We start from the raw sequence: 16,740 nt of genomic DNA, 5'->3' as shown, positions 1-16,740 counted from the left end.
ACTCTTTGCCTGTCGAGAATGTGCTGTTTCGGACAGGAAGCGGGTCCGTTCATGCCTTGCCAGTTTTCCATGGCGCCGCGCGCCATCCGCATGGCATGAAGCCGGTGCGGCGCCAGGTTCGAATGGCCGCGGAGCAGGCCATGCCATGGCACCCGAGGAACTGGCTCTGCCAGGCCTCGGGCTGCGCCACCCTCCAAGCCGAAGGCGCAAGAGAGGGAGGGGCTGAGGGCCGCGGCTCCGAGCCTGCGAGTGCAGGCTTGGACGTGCCCGAAGAGCAGCCGCCTCTGGCGGCCGCCCGGAGCCGCGAAGCGGCATGGGGGTGCCTTTTCACTTCAGCGCCGCGCGCGCATCGCATGCAACCGGTGCGGCGCCAGGATCGAATGGCCGCGGAGCAGGCCATACCAGGGCACCCGAGGAACTGGCTTTGCCAGGCCTCGGGGTGCGCCCCCCTCCAAGCCGAAGGCGCCAGAGAGGGGGAGCCGCGAAGCGGCATGGGGGGTGCTTCTCTACTTCTCCCGCGCGTGGTTGCGCGTATGCCGTGGCAGCTCGATGGTCACGTCTGCATCCCGCAGCTTCACGCAGCAGGCCAGGCGCGACTGGGCCTCGACGCCCCAGGCGTTGTCGAGCTGGTCGTTCTCTTCGTCGTCCGGCGGCGCCAGCGACGCAGCGCCTTCGCGCACATAGACGTGGCAGGTGGCGCAGGCCGCCACCATCTCGCAGGCATGCTCGATGGCGATGCCGGCCGACAGCAGGCCTTCGCACAGCGAGGCGCCGCGCTTGAGTTCGAGGATCCGGCCCTCGGGGCACAGATCGGGATGGGGCAGGACGCGAACCTGGGGCATGGCAGAAGGCCTTGGTGGGATCAGGCCAGCGTGTCCAGCGCACGGCCCGCCAGCGCGCGCTGGATCGACGCGTTCATGCGCTGGGCCGCAAAGGATTCGGTCGCGGCCGACAGGGCTGTGGATGCGGCCTTGAGCTCGGCCACGGCGGCCTGCGTCTCCAGCGCATCGGCCACCGTGAACATGGCCTGCCGGATCGCCGCCAGCTCGGCCGGCGACAGCAGCGCCGCATCCTGCGCCAGGGCCGATTCCGTCGCGTCGAGCAGGCGGCGTGCATCCACCTGCGCCTCGCGCAGCATGCGCAGCTGCATGTCGGCCTGCGAGGCGCCGATGGCCTCCTGCAGCATGCCGGCGATCTGCGCGTCGGCCAGGCCGTAGGTGGGCTTGACCTCCACATGCGCCTCGACGCCCGTGGTCAGTTCGCGCGCGCTCACCGACAGCAGGCCGTCGGCATCGATCTGGAAGGTGACGCGGATGCGTGCCGCGCCCGCGGCCGCCGGCGGAATGCCGTGCAGCGTGAAGCGCGCCAGCGAGCGGCAGTCGGCCACCGATTCGCGCTCGCCCTGCAGCACGTGCACGGCCATCGCGGTCTGGCCGTCCTTGAAGGTGGTGAACTCCTGTGCCCGCGCAGACGGCAGGGTGGTGTTGCGGGGAATGACCTTTTCCACCAGCCCGCCCATGGTCTCCAGGCCCAGCGACAGCGGGCACACGTCCAGCAGCAGCCATTCATCGCCGCGGCCGTTGCCCGCCAGCGCGTCGGCCTGCAGGGCGGCGCCCAGGGCCACGACCTGGTCGGGGTCGATGCTGCACAGCGGCTCATGGCCGAAGTGCTGGCGCACGGCCTCGCGCACCAGCGGCATGCGGGTGGAGCCGCCGACCAGCACCACGCCGCTGAGCTCCTGCGCGCCGAGCCGTGCATCGCGCAGGGCGCGCCGGCACGCCGTCAGCGTGCGGGCGATGAGCGGCTGGCCCAGTTCGGCGAGGTGTGCATGCGTGAGCCGGGCCTGCCAGCGGCGGCCATCCTGCACGGCCAGGACCATGTCGGTCTCGGGTGTGTCGCTCAGCGCCTCCTTGGCGCGGCGCGCTTCTGCCAGCAATGCGCGCTGCGCGGCGGGCGGCAGCGCCGAGAGGCCGCCGAGCCCGTGCTCGCCGCAGAACCACTCGGCAATGGCGCGGTCGAAGTCGTCCCCGCCCAGGGCAGAGTCGCCGCCGGTGGCCAGCACCTCGAACACGCCGCGCGACAAGTGCAGCACCGAGATGTCGAAGGTGCCGCCGCCCAGGTCGTAGATGGCGAAGGTGCCTTCGCTGCCCTCGTCCAGTCCGTAGGCGATGGCGGCGGCCGTGGGCTCGTTCAGCAGACGCAGCACATGGAGGCCGGCCAGCCGGGCGGCGTCCTTGGTGGCCTGACGCTGGGCGTCGTCGAAGTACGCGGGCACGGTGATCACCACGCCGGCCAGCGGGCCGCCCAGCGTGAACTCGGCCCGCTCGCGCAGGGCCGTGAGGATCTCGGCCGACACCTGCACCGGCGAGCGTTCGCCGGCCACGGTCGCCAGGCCCACCATGCCCGGGCCGTCGACGAAGTCGTAGGGCAGCCCGGCGGCCTCGGGCAGGTCGGCCAGCCGCCGCCCCATGAAGCGCTTGACCGACACGATGGTGTTGCGCGGATCCTCGGCCTGCTGATCCCGCGCCTCGTGCCCCAGCGCCAGTCCGCCCCCGGGCAGGTAGCGCACCACCGAAGGCAACAGCAGCCGCCCCTCGTCGTCGGGCAGGCAGCGCGCCTGCGCGCTCTGCACCGTGGCGATCAGCGAATGGGTGGTGCCCAGATCGATGCCCGCCGCCAGCCGATGCTGGTGCGGCGCGGCGCTCTGGCCGGGTTCGGAAATCTGAAGGAGGGCCATGTCAATGTCTTCGGATGCTGCGCGCCACCAACGGCGCATGAAACTGCCTCACCGCCACAGATCAAAAGGCCGCGGAGCAGGCCACGCGGGAGCACCCGCGGAACTGGCTTTGCCAGGCCGCTGGGTGCGCCCCCCCTCCAAGCCGAAGGCGCCAGAGAGGGGGGGAGCCGCGAAGCGGCATGGGGGGGAGCCCCTCTAGACCGCGAAGCTCTCGCCGCAACCGCAATTGGCCTTGGCGTTCGGGTTGTTGAACTTGAAGCCCTCGTTCAGGCCTTCGCGCACGAAGTCCAGCTCGGTGCCGTCCAGCATGGCCAGGCTGCGTGCGTCGATGACCACGTTCACGCCCTCGCTCTCGAAGCACTGGTCGTCCTCGTTGAGCCGGTCGACGAACTCCAGGGCATAGGCATAGCCCGAGCAGCCGCTGGTCTTGACGGCCAGGCGCAGGCCGATGCCGCCACCGCGCTTGACCAGGGAGCGGGCCACATGCCGTGCGGCGGAGGGGGTCAGGGAGACGGTCATCGCCGGGGCCTCCCGCTCAGACGGAGAAGGACGAGCCGCAGCCGCAGGTGCTCTGGGCGTTGGGGTTGTGGATCACGAAGCGCGAGCCTTCCAGCCCTTCCTCGTAGTCCACCTGGGCGCCCAGCAGGTACTGCTGGCTCATCGCGTCCACCACCAGGGCCACACCCTCGGTGACCACGGTGGTGTCGTCCTCGGCCACCTGGTCGTCGAAGGCGAAGCCGTACTGGAAGCCCGAGCAGCCGCCGCCCGTGACGTACAGGCGCAGCTTCAGGGCGGGATTGCCTTCTTCTTCGATCAGCGAGGCCACCTTGGCGGCGGCGCGGGACGTGAATTCGAGCAGGGCGGGCATGGCGATCGGTTCGATCGCAGGATTGAGGGCGATGGCTTCGGACATCGGGTGCTCCTTGGAGATGGGCGGAAAGAGGGGGGAATCAGTGGCTGCCGGTGCTGGCGCAGGCGGGCTGCTCGGCCAGCACCTGGGCCTCGGCCGTGGCGGCCTGGCGTGTGGCCTGGCGGGCGCGGAAGTCGGCCACGGCGGCCTTGATGGCGTCCTCGGCCAGGATCGAGCAGTGGATCTTGACCGGCGGCAGCGCCAGCTCTTCGGCGATCTGCGCGTTCTTGATGGCCAGCGCCTCGTCCAGCGTGCGGCCGCGCACCCACTCGGTCACCAGCGAACTGGAGGCGATGGCCGAGCCGCAGCCGTAGGTCTTGAACTTGGCGTCCTCGATCACGCCGTCAGCGTTCACGCGGATCTGCAGGCGCATCACGTCGCCGCAGGCGGGCGCGCCCACCATGCCGGTGCCGACGTTCTCGTCGCCGGCCTCGAAGGCGCCGACGTTGCGGGGGTTCTCGTAGTGGTCGATGACCTTGTCGCTGTATGCCATGAAGCCTTGCTCCGTGTCGAAGGTTGGAAGAAGAGGGATCGGGGCCGGCCGCTGCTCAGTGCTCGGCCCACTGGATGGAGTCGAGGTCCACGCCGGCCTGCACCAGGTCCCACAGCGGGCTCATGGCGCGCAGGCGTTGCACCACCTCGCGCACCTGGGCGATGGTGGCGTCGATGTCGGCCTCGGTGGTGAAGCGGCCGATGGAGAAGCGCACCGAGCTGTGGGCCAGCTCGTCGCTGCGGCCCATGGCGCGCAGGACGTAGCTGGGCTCCAGGCTGGCGGAGGTGCAGGCCGAGCCCGAGGACACGGCCACGCCCTTGATGCCCATCAGCAGCGATTCGCCTTCGACGTAGTTGAAGCTCACGTTGAGGTAGCCGGGCGCGCGCCGCTCGGCGTGGCCGTTCAGCGCCACGGCCTCCAGCGTGCACAGCCCGTTCCACAGCCGCTCGCGCAGGCGCAGGATGCGGGCGTTGTCGGCCGCCATCTGCTCGCGCGCCAGCCAGAAGGCCTCGCCCATGCCCACGATCTGGTGCACGGGCAGGGTGCCCGAGCGCATGCCGCGCTCGTGGCCGCCGCCGTGCATCTGGGCGTCGAGCCGCACGCGCGGCTTGCGGCGCACATACAGCGCGCCGATGCCCTTGGGGCCATAGAGCTTGTGGGCCGACAGCGACATCAGGTCCACCGGCCATTGCGCCAGGTCGATGGCGATCTTGCCGGCGGCCTGCGCGGCGTCGACGTGGAAGAACACCCCGCGCTCGCGGCACAGCGTGCCCAGCGCCTCGATGTCCTGCACCACGCCGGTCTCGTTGTTGACGGCCATGACCGAGGCCAGCAGCGTGTCGGGCCGCAGCGCGGCGGCGAAGCGCTCCAGGTCCACCAGGCCGTCGGCGTCGACCGGTAGCACCGTCACTTCATAACCCTCGCGCTCCAGCTCGCGCATGCTGTCGAGCACGGCCTTGTGCTCGGTGGCCACGGTCACCAGGTGGCGGCCCTTGCCGGCGTAGAAGTGGGCGACGCCCTTGATGGCGAGGTTGTTGGACTCGGTGGCGCCGGAGGTCCACACGATCTCGCGCGGGTCGGCATTGACCAGGGCGCACACCTGTTCGCGGGCCAGCTCCACCGCCTCCTCGGCGGCCCAGCCGTAGGCGTGCGAGCGGCTGGCGGGGTTGCCGTAGATCTCGCTGAGGTAGGGCAGCATGCGCGTGGCCACGCGGCGGTCCACCGGCGTGGTGGCGGCGTAGTCCAGGTAGATGGGGCGCGCGGGGCGGGCGGTGGCTGTGTCGCGGGGCAGGTCGGACATGGCGGGCTCCTGGTGGGCTAGACGCCACTGCTTCTGCAACATCGGTGCCACACCCGAATCGCTCGAAAGCCCACTCCCGATGGGGTCCGCGCGCGTTTTTTTGTTGGATTTGTGAGCGGGATCAAGGTATGCCGCGGTGGGGCATGTCCTGTTTGTCGCGAATGTCCGGCCGGCGCCGCGACGGTGCATTCGGGGCTGTCACAGCGTTGACGAATAGGTATGTTTCTTGCGAAGAAGCCGACAAAGCCGACGTGCCTGCACCGGCCTGTGCCGGGGGCACCCGGCGGGTGGTGCGGGCGGCGGAAAGCGAGGTTCCCCATGATGGTGATTGCACGTTCCAAGGAAGCCCAGACTCGCCGCGAGCTGGATGCGGTCTACGAGGTCAGCAAGACGCTGTCGGCCTCGCTCGACGTGGGCAAGACGTTCCGCGAGGCGCTCAACTACCTGCTGCACGCCTTCGACTGGCGCCGCGCCTTCGTGGTGCTCGGTGAGTCGGGCGGGCCGCTGCGGGGGCTGTGCTCGGCCGGGCTGTCGCAGGAGGAGCGGCAGCGCCTGGTGTTCCGCGTGGGCGAGGGCATCGTGGGCCGCGTGTTCGCCAGCGGGGTGCCGGCCATCGTGCCCGACGTGCATGCGGAGCCGCTGTTCCTCAACCGCACGGGCGGCGGCGACGGGCTCGACAGCATCGCCATGCTGGCCATGCCCATCCGCGCCGACCGCCGCACGCTGGGCGTGGTGGCCATGCAGTGCGTCAACAACGGGGGCACACGCGTGTTCGCCGAAGACCTGCAGCTGCTGCGTATGGTGGCCACGCTGATGGGCCAGGCGCTGCTTCTGCAGCGCAGTGTGGCCGCCGGCCACGACAGCATGCAGGACGAGGTACGGCGCATCCAGAAGGCGCTCAAGCCGCAGCACCGCATCGACCATGTGGTGGGCGTGTCGGCGCCGATCCAGTCGGTGTTCGAACAGGTGCACCAGGTGGCGCCCGCTCGCACCACGGTGCTGCTGCGCGGCGAGAGCGGCACGGGCAAGGAGGTGATCGCGCGTGCCATCCACAGCCTGTCGCCCCGGAGCGAGGCGCCCTTCGTCTGCGTCAACTGTGCGGCGCTGACCGAGTCGCTGCTGGAGAGCGAGCTCTTCGGCCACGAGAAGGGCTCCTTCACCGGCGCCCAGGGCCAGCGCAAGGGCCGCTTCGAGATGGCGCATGGCGGCACGCTCTTCCTCGACGAGATCGGCGACATCTCGGCCTCGTTCCAGGCCAAGCTGCTGCGGGTGCTGCAGGAGCGGCAGTTCGAGCGGGTGGGCGGCGGCACGCCGGTGAAGGTGGACGTGCGGCTGATCCTGGCGACCAACCGCAATCTCGAGCGCATGGTGCAGGCCGGCGAGTTCCGCGCCGACCTGTACTACCGCATCAACGTGGTGAGCATCCAGCTGCCGCCGCTGCGGGAGCGGCGCGAGGACATCCCGGCGATGGCGCAGCATTTCCTGGACCGATTCAACCGCGAGAACGGCCGGCGCATGCGCTTCGACCCGGGTGCCATGCGGGTGCTGAGCAGTTGCTACTGGCCGGGCAATGTGCGCGAGCTGGAGAACTGCGTGGAGCGCACGGCGACGATGACCCATGCCGAGGTGATCAGCGACCTGGCCTTCCCCTGCCAGGGCAACCGCTGCCTGACGCAGGTGCTGCACCACATCGAGCGCGAGGACGCGGTGCGGCCTGGGCGGCCGGTGGACATTCCGATCACCGAGGTCCCGGGCCTGCCGCCGAAGCCGGCGCTGCCGCCGCAGCCGGTGCTGCCGGCCGAGCCGGCGGCGGCGGCTGCGTCCTCGGCCCCGATGCCGGCTGAGGCCGCGGCGGCGGGTCCGTCGGGGCTCAGCGACAAGCCCGAGGGCGAGCATGCGCGCCTGATCTGGGCCATGGAGCATTGCGGATGGGTCCAGGCGAAGGCGGCGCGGTTGCTCAAGATCACGCCGCGCCAGATGGGCTATGCGCTGCGCAAGCATGGGATCGAGGTGAGGAAGTTCTGAGCGGCTCGGGCCGTGGCGCAACGTCTTGCACTGGTGCGGACTCTCGACTCTGACGCGTGAGGCTTGTTGGTAGCGGCCGTAGTGGTGGTGCTGGCCGTGGGCCGTGGACGAAGCGCCCGGCCTGGGGTGTGCGGCCTGGGCGCCCAGCGGCCGCGTCCCTCGCTGAACGCTCGGGCAACCTGCGGTGCTCGCCGGATGAGCGCATGGCGTAACTCGCTACGCGCTTACGCGCTCCGCTCAAACAAACGCCATGAGTCAGTCACAACCGGCCCGCGGGGGCCGCGGGCCTCGCTCATCCGGCTGCGCTCCTCGGCGCGTCCACAGGGCGCCCAGGCCGCACACCCCAGGCCGGGCTTGTGGGGAGGTGACCGTCACGCCCGCTCTTGGCAGTCACCCGCGTTCGTCGCTGGCTCCTCAGCTCAAGGCCGCAGAAGCCAGAACAGCGGCATCAGCAATGGCATAGCGAACGCACGGGCCCGGCCGCGCCACAGGCAGACGCACACGCACAGAGTCGTATGCAGGTGCAGGTGCAGGTGCAGGTGCAGGTGCAGGTGCGGGGGTAGGGGTAGGGGGTAGAGGTGGGCGTGGGGGCGGTGGCGCAGTGCGCGACTGCGGTCGCTGACCCGCGAGCAGTGTTGTGTGGCGGCCATGTCTCTCGAGCGGGCGGTAATGGGCGAAGGTCATGCCAAACCCCAAGCCTGGCTGGCCCCGGCGCCCAGGGCGGCCCCTCAGGCTGCGCCGAGGAGCGCAGCCGGATGAGCGAGGCCCGCGGCCCCCGCGGGCCGGTTGTGACTGACTCATGGCGTTTGTTTGAGCGGAGCGCGTAAGCGCGTAGCGAGTTACGCCATGCGCTCATCCGGCGAGCACCGCAGGTTGCCCGAGCGTTCAGCGAGGGACGCAGCATGTGGGGCCGCCCTGGGCGCCGGGGTCAGCCAGGCGCTCATCCAGCGTCAACGGTAAAGGCCGCGACCCAAGCCAGCCAGACGTTCGTCAGGCGTCAACGGTCGAACCACACACGCAAGCAACCAACACCCCTTTGTCGCAACGCCAACATACCCAACGCGACACACATCGAGCCCTGTCGCAACCCCGCCAGACAAACGCTCCAAAACCAACGCGAAACCGCATGAAACCCAACGCTGGAGCGCCACAACCGCGTGGCATGTTTTTGGCAGTAGAGACCCCGTACGCGGCCCCGTCGTGCCGCCACCCCGCGAGGTACATCCATGCAGCAAGCCAGCCCAGCCAGCACCATGCCCGCCACCACCTACGTCGGCATCGGGCAGATCAAGCCACTCGGCGCCAAGTTCGAACTGCCCGATGCGGGCGGGGGCTGCGGCACCCACGGGGGCGAAGGAAAGGCCAGCTGCGGCTCGTCGGGCGGGCCGGACGACATGCCCGCCGAGATCTGGGACAAGGTCAAGAACCATCCCTGCTATTCCGAAGAGGCCCACCACCACTATGCCCGCATGCACGTGGCCGTGGCGCCCGCCTGCAACATCCAGTGCAACTACTGCAATCGCAAGTACGACTGCAGCAACGAGAGCCGCCCCGGCGTCGTCAGCCAGAAGCTCACGCCCGACCAGGCCGTCAAGAAGGTGCTGGCCGTCGCCAGCGAGATCCCGCAGATGACCGTGCTGGGCATCGCCGGCCCCGGCGACAGCCTGGCCAACCCGGCCAAGACCTTCGACACCATGCGCATGCTCCACGAGCAGGCGCCCGACATCAAGCTGTGCCTGTCCACCAACGGCCTGGCCCTGCCCGAGCAGGTGGACGAGATCGTCAAGTACAACATCGACCACGTCACCATCACCATCAACATGGTGGACCCGGCCGTGGGCGAGAAGATCTACCCCTGGATCTTCTGGAAGCACAAGCGCGTCACCGGCTACGAGGCCGCGAAGATCCTGCACGAGCAGCAGATGAAGGGCCTGGAGATGCTCACGGCCCGCGGCGTGCTCACCAAGATCAACTCGGTGCTCATCCCCGGCATCAACGACGAGCACCTGATCGAGGTCAACCGCGAAGTGAAGAAGCGCGGTGCCTTCCTGCACAACATCATGCCGCTGATCTCCGAGCCCGAGCACGGCACCGTGTTCGGCCTCACCGGCCAGCGTGGTCCCACGGCCCAGGAACTCAAGGCCGTGCAGGACGCCTGCGCCGGCGGCGCCAACCTCATGCGCCACTGCCGCCAGTGCCGCGCCGACGCGGTGGGCCTGCTGGGCGAGGACCGCAGCGAGGAATTTACCCTCGACAAGATCGAGGAGATGGAGGTCGTGTACGACCTCGACCGCCGCCGCGCCTACCAGGAGAAGGTGGAAACCGAGCGCCAGGCCCAGCACGATGCCAAGCAGGAAGCCCTCGCCGAGGCCGCCAACCTGGGCGTGGCCGACGACCTGAAGGTGCTCGTGGCCGTGGCCACCAAGGGTGGCGGTCGCGTCAACGAGCACTTCGGCCATGTGACCGAGTTCCAGATCTTCGAGGTCAGCCGCAGCGAGGCCCTGTTCGTCGGCCACCGCCGGGTGGACCTGTACTGCCAGGGCGGCTTCGGCGACGACGAGCAGCTGCCCTCGGTGGTGCGCGCCATCAACGACTGCCATGCCGTGCTGGTCGCCAAGATCGGCGCCTGCCCCAAGGACGAGCTGTCGGCCGCCGGCATCGAGCCGGTGGACCAGTACGTCGGCGAGTTCATCGAGAAGGCGGCGCTGGCCTGGTTCAACGACTACCGCGCCCGCATCGCCAGCGGCGCGCTGGTGCACCAGGACCGCGGCGACGCCGCCATCCGCCAGGGTGCCTACACCGCGGCGCAGGCCGCCTGAGCGAGGCGCCGCACGCCGCTTCATCCACCCCCCCACTAGCTAGCAATCCACGAGGAAAGCCATGTCGCTGAAGATCATCGCCTCCACCTGCACCGGCTGCTCCGCCTGCGAGCCCGAATGCCCCAACGTCGCCATCCGCGAGAAGGGCGGCATCTTCGTCATCGACCCCAAGAAGTGCACCGAGTGCGAGGGCCACTACGACGAGCCGCAGTGCATCGCCGTGTGCCCCGTGGACGGCTGCATAACGAAAGCCTAAACCCCCCCAGGCTGCGCGCTTCGCGCTCCGCCCACCCCCCCCAGGGGGGCACATCCAGCGGCCCGGCAAAGCCGGTTCCGCGGACGTTCCCGCATGGCCTGCTCCGCGGCCGTTCGATGCGGGTCGTGCGCGTGGTGCGGGTGCCGCGGGTAGTGCGCGTGGTGCCGGCGATGCGGGTGCTGCGGGTAGTGCGGGCAGTGCGGATAACGCTTGCCGCGGTCTTGCCGGCGCATCGGCGCGGCCTGTGCGTTGCGCGCTCGCCCACGTCGCCTGTCCTTTTTTCTTCATCCACCACAGAGACCTTTGACCATGGTTCCCAGCCTCACCCTCACGCCCGCCGCCGAGAAGTTCGTGCGGCGCATCCTGCGCTTTTCGGGCCTGCCGGCCACGGCGGGCTTCCGGCTGGTCGTCAGCGCCGGCGGCTGCTCGGGCTTCAACTCGGAGTTCAGCGCCGAGGCCGCGCCCCAGCCGGGCGAGTCGGTGCTGGAGGTGGGGGAGGTGGGGGAGGGCCTGCGCCTGTTCCTGCCCGCCGAAAGCCGGCTGCTGCTCGACGGCGTGACCATGGACTTCGTGGACACGCCCACCAAGTCGGGTCTGGCCTTCATCGACCCCAAGCAGGCGCCCTGCGCCTGCAGCAGCAGTGGCGATGCCGCCGCCACGCCGCCCGGCGTGGCCCGCATCGACGTGGGCTCCATCGGCCGTGGCCGCCCGGTCACGCTGACGCACTGAGCATGACCCGAGGCGAGGCAGCGGAGCAGCGGCGATGAATGCCATGGGCCTGGGCTTCGACGATGGCGGGATGGCCGCCTTTGCCGATTCGGCACTGGGCCATGGCCTGCCGGCCGAGCCTGCTGCGCTCATCGCCAGCGCCGGCCTGCTGCGCCACCGGCCCGAGCAGGCACTGCCGCTGCTGGAGCGCGCCCGCGCGCTGGCACCGCGCCATCCGGTGCCGCTGATTGCGCTCTACCGCTTCCATTTCTACGGCCACGACCTGGAGCGCGCCAAGGCGGCGGGCGAAGACGCGCTCGCCGTCGCCCGCACCGCCCTCGGCCCCGACTTCGGCGACCGGCCACCCACCGACGACGAGGCGCGCCACGACGCCGCGGTGCGCTTCTACCTCTTCACCCTCAAGGGCCTGGCCTACCTCAACCTGCGGCTGGGCGAGCTGGAGGAGGCCCGACTGATGCTGGGCGAGCTGCGCCGGCTCGACCCGGGCGACCGCGTCGGCGGGGCCCTGCTGGCGCATGTGCTGCAGCGGCACGAGGCGCTGGCCGCCGGCCTGGTCGACCCTGCCGAAGGGCCTGGCGCCTATCCCGCCTACGGCTGGGGGCCGGAGGCACGTCCGTGACCAACGCCGCCAGCCCGGCCGCGCGCGCCCCCGCCGGCGACATCGCGCCGCTGTACTGGCGCGGCGGTCCCGTCGACTGCGGCCGTTGCCCCCACCAGGCCCTGCGTGGCCGGCCCGAGCCGCACGGCTGCGAACCCGGCCACGCCTGCATGCAGGATGCCTATGCGCGCCGCATCGACCGCTTCTTCCGCTGGCATCCGGGACTGGCCGATGGCGAACTGACCCATCCCTACTTCGAGGTGCGCGCCATCGCCGCCCGCCATGCCAGCCTGTTCCGGCTGACGGCGCTGATCGGCGACCCCGACGAGACCGTGCGGCTGCAGGTGGCCCTGCGCCTGCCCCAGGGCCAGCTGATCCGGCTGATGCACGACCCGCACCGCGAGGTGCGCATCCGCGTCGCGCAGCGGCTCGAAGGCAGCGCCCTGGCCGCCATGCGCCACGACCCGGACTACGGCGTGCGCGAGCTGGTCGCCCGCCGCCTGCCGCTGGCACTGCTGGCCACCCTGGCGCACGACACCGACCGCAGCGTGCGCATGCGGGTCGCCCAGAGGCTGGAGATGCCGGCCCTGCTGACCCTGGCCAGCGATGCCGAGCCCGAGGTGCGCCGCATCGTGGCCGAGCGCCTGCCCGCGCCGCTGCTGGCGCGGCTGGTGGACGACGAGGACTGGCGCGTGCGCTGGGAGGTGGCCCTGCGCGCCGCACCCGAGGCGGTGCGCCGCCTGCTGGACGACGCGGACCCCGAGGTGCGCCGCGCCGCCATCGACCGGCTGGCCCAGGCGCCGGCCCAGGGAGCTGCCCATGGCTGACATCAACCGCGACGACGACCTCATCGAGGTCGCCTTTCCGCCCCGCTTCAACTACGGCGAGCGCGTCATCGCCCGCAGCGTGATCCGCAACGACGGCACCTACAACGGCAAGGACATCGGTGAAGTGCTGGTCAACAAGGGCGACATCGGCTACGTGACCAGCATCAACACCTTCCTGCAGCAGTTCTACATCTACGCGGTGGACTTCGTGGACACGGGCCACCGCGTGGGCATGCGCGCCAAGGAGCTGTGCACGCTGGACCACCTGCCCGAGGACGTGCTGGCCCGCCTGGGCGTGGATGCCCAGACCCTGCACGCGCTCGGCCGCCCGCAGCAGCCCACAGGCCACACCGACCCCTCGTCCCTTCCGGAGAACGCCCCATGAACACGCTGCCCGCCGACGTCGCCGCCTTCGCCGAACCCCGCGCGCCCGAATACGGCTGGGGCCTGCGCGTGGTGGCGCTGGACGACCTGCTCAACGACGGCAGCCATCCCGAACTGGACGAGGGCGCCGTGCTGGCGCCGCAGGGCGCGGTGGGCGAGATCGTCAACATCGGCCACTCCACCGAGACCAACGAGCCCATCTATCTGGTCGAGTTTGGCCGTCGCGTGGTGGGCTGCTTCGAGGAAGAGATCGCGCCCGCGCCGGCCGGCCTGCTGCCGGAGGACGACGAGCCCTCCGAAGCCGCTGCCGCCGCGACTTCACCTCAGCCATGAGCCCATCCATGGCCTGCAGCCTGCCCATGCCCGAGAGCCCGACACCGCCCCGTGGCGGGGTGGCCGACTTTCTCCTGCACCGACTGGAGCGGGCGCTGCGCGAGCGGGTGCGCTACCGCTACGTGCGCCCGAGCGTGCTACGCGACGGACTGGGCTACCGAATCGAGAGCCCCTGCTGCTCGCGCAACGTGGATGCAAACGGCGGCGTGATCGACATCGCCCGGCTGCAGCCCGCAGCGGATGCGTCCGGCCTGGCCCTCGCGCACAGGGGCCAGGCCCTGTGGCAGCTGCAGGCCCGCGACCATGCCGCTGGCTGCTGGGCAGAACCCGGCCCGGCCGCGCCGCTGCCGGAACTGCTGGCGCAGCTGTGCGCCGACACCGAACGGGTGTACTGGCCATGAGCGCCCGCCCGGCCGTTCCGAAGGGCGCTCGCACCGCAGGCGAAGCCGGAGGTTGTCAGTGACGATCTACCTGGACCACAACGCCACGACGGCTCCGGCACCCGAGGTGCTCTCCGCCATGTGGCCCGTTTACGAGCGGCTCTGGGCCAATGCCTCGTCGCAGCATGCGCCGGGGCAGGACGCACGGCGTGCGCTGGCCGCCGCCCGCGCCACGGTGGCGCGGGTGTTGCGCAGCAAGCCGGCCGAGGTGATCTTCACCAGCGGCGCCACGGAGGCCAACCACCTGGCCGTGCGCGGCCTGCTGGCCGCAGCGCCCGTCGGGCGCACGCGGGTGCTGTTCAGCGCCATCGAGCATGCCGGTCATCTGCGGCTGGCCCGGGCCCTGGCCGAGGCCGGCGTGCCGGTCGAACTGCTGCCCGTTCTGCCCGACGGCCGCCTCGACCTGCAGGCCGCCGCCGAACGCATCGGCCCCGACGTGGCGCTGGTGTCTCTGATGGCCGCCAACAACGAGACCGGTCTGCTCATGCCCGTGGCCGAGGTGGCCGCGCTGGCCGGCGCTGCAGGCGCGCGGCTGCATGTGGACGCCACCCAGTTCGTCGGCAAGCTGCCCTTCGGCTTCGATGCCTGCGGTGCCGACGCCGTCTCCTTCTCGGCCCACAAGTTCCACGGCCCCAAGGGCGTGGGCGCGCTGCTGCTGCGCCAGGGTGCGCCGTTCGCGCCGCAGACCCTCGGCAGCCAGGAGCGCGGCCGGCGCGGCGGCACCGAGAACCTGCCCGGCATCGTGGGCCTGGCCGCCGCCCTGGAGCGGCTGGGCGACGACGCGGCGATCCAGGCCGAGGCCGCACGCCAGGCCGCCCTGCGCGACACGCTGGAGGCCGGCCTGATGGCCGCGCTGCCGGACGCCGTGCACGTGTGGGGCCGCGGCCTGCCGCGCCTGCCGGGCACCAGCTATTTGCGCGTGGGCCGCCTGTCGGCCGAGGTGTTGCTGCAGCGCCTGGAGCGCCTGGGCATCGCCGCCTCCTCCGGCGCGGCCTGCTCCTCCGGCGGCAGCGAACCCTCGCATGTGCTGCGCGCCATGGGCGTGCCGGCCGACGAGGCCCTGGCCGCCGTGCGCCTGTCGCTGGGCCAGGGCAGCCAGGCGCACGACATCCATGCATTGCTCGCCGGCCTGCCGCGCCTGCTGCGCCCCCTGCTGCAGGAAGCGCAGGCCGCTGCGGCCTGACACCGAATCCCGTCCCTCACCGAACCTGGAAGCTCACCGATGAAAGTCATGATCCGCAAAGACAGCAAGGGCCTGCTCTCGGCCTATGTCCCCAAGAAGGATCTGGAAGAACCCATCGTGTCGATGGTTCAGCCCGGCCTATGGGGCGGCCTGGTCACGCTGGGCAACGGCTGGCAGCTGGACCTGCCGGCCATGCCCGAGGGCACCACGCTGCCGGTGACGGTGGAAGCCCGCCGCATCGCCGCGGACGAGTGAGGCGGCCATGGCCCTCACCAGCGAACAACTGCGCACAGCCTGCGAGGTGGTGGGCGCAGCGCCGACGGTGCGCGACGCCGCGGCGCTCTGGCGCGCCCGCCATCCGGAGGTGCGTGCCATCGTGGTCGATGCGCTGGACATGCGCGACGAGACGCCGGCCCTGCAGCTGGGCGCGCGCAACGTCTACCTGGCCGCCAGCCAGGGCCATTGCTGGCATGTCACCGCCCGGCCCGAGGAGGCCACGGTGCTGATCCTCACGCAAAGCTGAACCTCGCAGGAGCACCGCCATGGACATGGAAGCCATCGGCCTGGCCGAACCCGACTGCGGCCCGCGCGAGATCGAGCTGGTCAACGCCGTGCTCGAGGCCGCCCGCTGGGGCGACGGTCCCATGCTCGCCTCCTTCGAGCAGGCCTTTGCCGGCTGGGCCGGCCGCGACCACGCGGTGGGCGTGGCCAGCGGCACGCTGGGGCTGTGGATGGTGCTGCGGGCGCAGGGCATCGGCCCCGGCGACGAGGTGGTGTGCGCCGCCCACACCTGGCACCAGATCGCCCAGGCCATCACGCTCGCCGGGGCCACGCCCGTCTTCGCCGACATCGACTACTGGAGCGGCTGCCTCAGCCCCGAGAAGGCGGCGGCGCGCATCGGCCCGAAGACCCGCGCGCTGCTGGCCGGCAACACCAACGGCCACCCCGCCGCATGGGGGCCGCTGCGCGAGCTGGCCGCGGCGCACGGCATCGCTCTGATCGAGGACAGCACCGAGGCCCTGGGCTCGCGCTATCGCGGCCAGGCGGTGGGCAGCTTCGGCGATGTGGCGGTGTTCGACTTCTCCGCACCCTCGGCCCTGTGCACGGGCGAGGGCGCCATGCTGGTCACCGACGACGAGCGCCTGGCGCACGAGCTGCGCTACCTGCGCCAGCGCCGGCTGTCCGACCGGGGTTCGGTGTCGGTGGGCGCGCGCGTGCCGCTGCAGGCCGGCATGAGCGAACTCACGGCCGCGCTGGGCCTGGCGCAGCTGGCGGGCCTGGACGACCGGCTGGCCGTGCGCAAGCGGGTGGAAGCCTGGTACCACGAGCAGATGCAGAGCTTCGAGGGCATCAAGCCGCCCTACCTGGGCGAGGACGTGGACGAGGTGCACTGGATGCTCTACGTCGTGCACCTGGGCAAGCGCTTCACCGCCAGCGCCCGCACCCAGATGATCGAGGACCTGGCGGCCTGCGGCATCGAAACCGCGGCCTACAGCCATCCGCTGCACCAGCAGTTCTTCTACATGAACGCGGGCGACGCCATCGGCCGCAAGCGCGGCGTGCTGCCCGACACCGACCGCATCGGCGACCGCGCCCTGGCGCTGCCCCTGCACACGCAGCTGGATGCGGACCAGGTCAAGTACATCGTCAAGACGCTCAAGGACACCGCCACCAACGTGGGTGCCGGAGCGGCGATCTATCTCTGA

General features: G+C 70.9%; 19 protein-coding genes. 13 read left to right on the top strand and 6 right to left on the bottom strand.

The features are described 5' to 3' along the window. Positions 1-506: 506 nt before the first annotated feature. The 6 genes from fdx to ACT54X_RS23305 all read right to left on the bottom strand — a co-directional run bounded on the left by fdx (position 507) and on the right by ACT54X_RS23305 (position 5,440). Positions 507-842 (bottom strand): ISC system 2Fe-2S type ferredoxin, encoded by a 336-nt coding sequence (fdx, locus tag ACT54X_RS23330; protein WP_294368785.1) that lies wholly within the window; start codon positions 840-842, stop codon positions 507-509. Between the two features lie 20 nt (positions 843-862). Then, the gene (gene hscA, locus ACT54X_RS23325; RefSeq protein WP_294368783.1) at positions 863-2,737 is read right to left on the bottom strand and encodes a Fe-S protein assembly chaperone HscA; all 1,875 of its coding nucleotides are present in this window, start codon (positions 2,735-2,737) and stop codon (positions 863-865) included. A 195-nt stretch (positions 2,738-2,932) separates the two neighbouring features. Continuing rightward, positions 2,933-3,256, bottom strand: coding sequence for an iron-sulfur cluster assembly protein IscA (gene iscA / locus ACT54X_RS23320; RefSeq protein ID WP_294368780.1), 324 nt, complete (start codon positions 3,254-3,256; stop codon positions 2,933-2,935). A gap of 16 nt (positions 3,257-3,272) precedes the next feature. Then, positions 3,273-3,650, bottom strand: coding sequence for an iron-sulfur cluster insertion protein ErpA (erpA, locus tag ACT54X_RS23315; protein WP_294368778.1), 378 nt, complete (start codon positions 3,648-3,650; stop codon positions 3,273-3,275). A gap of 37 nt (positions 3,651-3,687) precedes the next feature. Next, complete coding sequence (gene iscU / locus ACT54X_RS23310; protein ID WP_476348876.1) at positions 3,688-4,140, bottom strand: Fe-S cluster assembly scaffold IscU; 453 nt, start codon at positions 4,138-4,140, stop codon at positions 3,688-3,690. Positions 4,141-4,195: 55 nt separating this feature from the next. Beyond that, a complete protein-coding gene (locus ACT54X_RS23305) occupies positions 4,196-5,440 on the bottom strand; it encodes an IscS subfamily cysteine desulfurase (RefSeq protein WP_354319887.1) in 1,245 nt (414 codons plus the stop codon). 318 nt (positions 5,441-5,758) lie between these two features. On the opposite strand from ACT54X_RS23305, the gene nifA reads away from it, so the two are divergent. From nifA to ACT54X_RS23240, 13 genes are all read left to right on the top strand, one after another. Further along, complete coding sequence (gene nifA, locus ACT54X_RS23300; RefSeq protein ID WP_476348874.1) at positions 5,759-7,465, top strand: nif-specific transcriptional activator NifA; 1,707 nt, start codon at positions 5,759-5,761, stop codon at positions 7,463-7,465. A 1,226-nt stretch (positions 7,466-8,691) separates the two neighbouring features. Then, positions 8,692-10,284, top strand: coding sequence for a nitrogenase cofactor biosynthesis protein NifB (gene nifB / locus ACT54X_RS23295; protein ID WP_476348872.1), 1,593 nt, complete (start codon positions 8,692-8,694; stop codon positions 10,282-10,284). A 61-nt stretch (positions 10,285-10,345) separates the two neighbouring features. Further along, a complete protein-coding gene (locus ACT54X_RS23290) occupies positions 10,346-10,540 on the top strand; it encodes a 4Fe-4S binding protein (RefSeq protein WP_294368764.1) in 195 nt (64 codons plus the stop codon). A 309-nt stretch (positions 10,541-10,849) separates the two neighbouring features. Next, positions 10,850-11,269 (top strand): HesB/IscA family protein, encoded by a 420-nt coding sequence (locus ACT54X_RS23285; RefSeq protein WP_476348870.1) that lies wholly within the window; start codon positions 10,850-10,852, stop codon positions 11,267-11,269. 34 nt (positions 11,270-11,303) lie between these two features. Continuing rightward, positions 11,304-11,888 carry a hypothetical protein gene (locus ACT54X_RS23280; protein ID WP_476348868.1) on the top strand — a complete coding sequence of 195 codons (585 nt, stop codon included), beginning with the start codon at positions 11,304-11,306 and terminating at the stop codon, positions 11,886-11,888. Further along, positions 11,885-12,694, top strand: a complete 810-nt coding sequence (locus ACT54X_RS23275) for a 4Fe4S-binding leucine-rich repeat protein (protein WP_476348866.1) — start codon at positions 11,885-11,887, stop codon at positions 12,692-12,694. Before ACT54X_RS23280 ends, ACT54X_RS23275 begins: the two co-directional genes overlap by 4 nt. Further along, positions 12,687-13,079 (top strand): nitrogen fixation protein NifZ, encoded by a 393-nt coding sequence (locus ACT54X_RS23270; protein WP_354319892.1) that lies wholly within the window; start codon positions 12,687-12,689, stop codon positions 13,077-13,079. Before ACT54X_RS23275 ends, ACT54X_RS23270 begins: the two co-directional genes overlap by 8 nt. After that, complete coding sequence (locus ACT54X_RS23265; protein ID WP_114803508.1) at positions 13,076-13,411, top strand: nitrogen fixation protein NifZ; 336 nt, start codon at positions 13,076-13,078, stop codon at positions 13,409-13,411. Before ACT54X_RS23270 ends, ACT54X_RS23265 begins: the two co-directional genes overlap by 4 nt. Further along, on the top strand, positions 13,408-13,812 hold the full coding sequence (locus ACT54X_RS23260; protein ID WP_476348863.1) for a DUF3024 domain-containing protein: 405 nt from the start codon (positions 13,408-13,410) through the stop codon (positions 13,810-13,812). Before ACT54X_RS23265 ends, ACT54X_RS23260 begins: the two co-directional genes overlap by 4 nt. Positions 13,813-13,870: 58 nt before the next feature. Beyond that, positions 13,871-15,034, top strand: coding sequence for a cysteine desulfurase family protein (locus tag ACT54X_RS23255; protein ID WP_476348861.1), 1,164 nt, complete (start codon positions 13,871-13,873; stop codon positions 15,032-15,034). Between the two features lie 39 nt (positions 15,035-15,073). After that, positions 15,074-15,289 carry a putative nitrogen fixation protein NifT gene (nifT, locus tag ACT54X_RS23250; RefSeq protein ID WP_294368747.1) on the top strand — a complete coding sequence of 72 codons (216 nt, stop codon included), beginning with the start codon at positions 15,074-15,076 and terminating at the stop codon, positions 15,287-15,289. Positions 15,290-15,296: 7 nt separating this feature from the next. After that, a complete protein-coding gene (locus ACT54X_RS23245) occupies positions 15,297-15,557 on the top strand; it encodes a hypothetical protein (protein ID WP_294368743.1) in 261 nt (86 codons plus the stop codon). Between the two features lie 19 nt (positions 15,558-15,576). Next, on the top strand, positions 15,577-16,740 hold the full coding sequence (locus ACT54X_RS23240) for a DegT/DnrJ/EryC1/StrS family aminotransferase (protein WP_476348859.1): 1,164 nt from the start codon (positions 15,577-15,579) through the stop codon (positions 16,738-16,740).

The sequence above is a fragment of the Pseudacidovorax sp. DMC4 genome, from assembly GCF_056314265.1.
The sequence above is the reverse complement of the archived record's forward strand: the minus strand, read 5'-3'. Positions and strand labels throughout refer to the sequence as shown.